Source organism: Moorena sp. SIO3I6 (assembly GCF_010672095.1).
Genome location: NZ_JAAHHU010000681.1, coordinates 1 through 2451 on the forward strand (window position 1 = coordinate 1; position 2451 = coordinate 2451).

Below are 2451 nucleotides of genomic sequence, written 5' to 3' on the forward strand. Positions count from 1 at the left end.
CTCAAGGCAGACGAATAATCACGTTGATCGTTGCTGTGATCACTGTTGTATTTATCGGAGCCTATACTGCCGCACAATTTGCTGCAGCTGCCAAGACCCTTGATGTATTTTTTGGAGTTGACCCTACCATTGGAGCTTTGATCGCAGCAGCTTCCATTTTAGTCTACTGCGTAACCGGGTGCGGCTCGTTCTCACTAGGAGCCTCTAGAAGCTAGAGGGGTATGAGTGAGGGGATTCGTGAGGATAACACCTCAAAATCCTAACTATCTTCCGGATGGTGGTGAAAATCCACCCCTTGAAGGGACAAGTGACTCTCTATCTGGCCACACCGAGTAGGCGGCAACCTACAGAGTGACGCTGGCATCAGGGCGGAATTAGGACTGAAACAGATTAGGTTCCCTACCGCTAAGGAGGAGATGACATGGGCAAACAAGTCCTAGAAAAGTGTCTTACGCAGAAGCCACAATCTGAAACAAACCATGTGGACTTCATCCTTTAATTCTCACGACGTTTTCCTGTTGATAGTCGTAACCCCGAGAAGAGGATAGGCAAATTGGACTGCCCTAAATCATCAAAACAATCTGGATGATGGAACGAGTAAAAACGGTGGCAATAAACAAAAGGGTCGGAGGAACGGTCGTAACCTCAGTAAGCTATGCCAAAGCCTAATCCCCACCACCGGGTAAGATGTGTTCAAAACTGGGCACGGGTGTTCAGAATATACAAACCAATGGAGAGTATGGGTAGACACAGACAAAAATCTAGTGACCTTTGGAAAGGACAAAACTGGAAACAACTCCGGAAAAACCTTTTCCGCCTACAAAGGCGCGTATATAAAGCAGTTAAAGCTGGTGACTTGAGGAAAGCTCGGTCTCTACAGAAACTGATTCTGAAATCCCGCTCAGCTCAACTTTTGGCCATACGTCAAGTGACTCAGCTCAATCAGGGCAAGAAAACCGCCGGAATAGACGGCAAAACCGCACTGAGCTGTAATGAAAGGTTTAAAGTACTTGAGATAATGAAGGGAAATGCCCTTGACTGGCACCACTCCGGTCTTCGCGAAATCCCAATTCCCAAGAAAAATGGGAAAATAAGAAAACTCAAGATACCTACCATCACAGACAGAGCATGGCAATGTCTAGCAAAATTCGCCCTCGAACCAGCACACGAAGCCACATTCCACGCCCGTAGTTACGGATTTAGGACAGGTAGAAGTGCTCATGATGTACAAAAGTACGTGTTCCAAAACTTAAACTCGTTCTGCAAAGGCATCAACAAGAGAGTAATAGAACTAGACATTAAAAAGTGTTTCGACCGCATTTCCCATAAGTCCATCATGGACAGGTTAATTGCACCAGCAAGTTTGAAGACTGGGATATTCAGATGCCTTAAGGCCGGAGTTGACCTGGAATTTCCTGAGCAAGGAACCCCACAGGGAGGTGTAGTCAGCCCACTACTAGCCAATATTGCACTTGACGGAATAGAGGATATACACCCTAGCGTTCGTTATGCGGACGACATGGTCATATTCCTAAAACCAAAAGATAACGCCGAAAAAATCTTGAATAAAATCAAGAAATTTTTGGCAGAGCGCGGGATGGAAATCAGTGAAGAAAAGACCAAGATAACCAAAACGACAGATGGATTCGATTTTCTGGGATGGCACATGCGTGTCAAGCAAAACGGAAAGTTTCATTGCACTCCCTCAGTGGAGAATCATAAGAACATCCGTAAGAAAATAAAGACCATAGTCAACAGCTCGAATTATGGTGCGGAAACTAAAGCCAAAAAACTAGCCCCCATTGTACGTGGATGGAGGAATTACCACAAAAACTGTGACATGAGCAGCTCCCGAGATAGATTATGGTTCATGAATAACACGGCAAATCGAAAATTCCGCAAGGAAAAAAAGACGAACCGATATCAGGCCAATAAGCTATGCAAGAAAAGCTTCCCCGCAGTTGAGTATGAACAAAATAAACACGTAATGGTAAAAGGGACTAAATCCCCATATGACGGAGATTTAGTCTATTGGAGTCAGAGAAACTCTAAGCTCTACTTCGATGCTACAGCAGAGGCTTTAAAGAAGCAAAACCATTCCTGTGAATATTGCGGACTGAAATTCGTTAGTGAGGAAAAGGTACACCTTCACCACATTGATGGAAATCATGACAACTGGAAGATAAACAACCTAATGGCTGTTCACCAAAGCTGTCACCAATATATTCACGGGGGCAAGTCGAAAGACAAGGACACCTAGGAGCCGTATGAGGGGAAACCTTCACGTACGGATTTGAAGGAGAGGTGCCCCGGATAATACCGGGCATCGACTCTAATAATGTTTCTTACCTTGAGCCTTAACGTTTTTTCCGTTAACTTCAAGTATTTAACTTCAAGTTTTATTTAATTAGTCGAGGGGGTTATCAGAGGAGATATGACCAGATATCCCAT

General features: G+C 44.5%; 1 protein-coding gene and 1 pseudogene. Both read left to right on the forward strand.

Translation table 11 applies throughout. The annotated features are described in order from the left end of the window. A pseudogene (locus tag F6K49_RS41335) lies at positions 1 to 215 on the forward strand (hypothetical protein); the annotation flags it as partial. A 524-nt stretch (positions 216 to 739) separates the two neighbouring features. After that, positions 740 to 2260 carry a reverse transcriptase domain-containing protein gene (locus tag F6K49_RS41340; RefSeq protein ID WP_075905691.1) on the forward strand — a complete coding sequence of 507 codons (1521 nt, stop codon included), beginning with the start codon at positions 740 to 742 and terminating at the stop codon, positions 2258 to 2260. Positions 2261 to 2451: the final 191 nt, after the last annotated feature.

What these genes read in the sequence shown, in the direction of transcription:
- F6K49_RS41340 (WP_075905691.1), top strand. Translation starts at nt 740, where the DNA reads ATGGGTAGACACAGACAAAAATCTAGTGACCTTTGGAAAGGACAAAAC.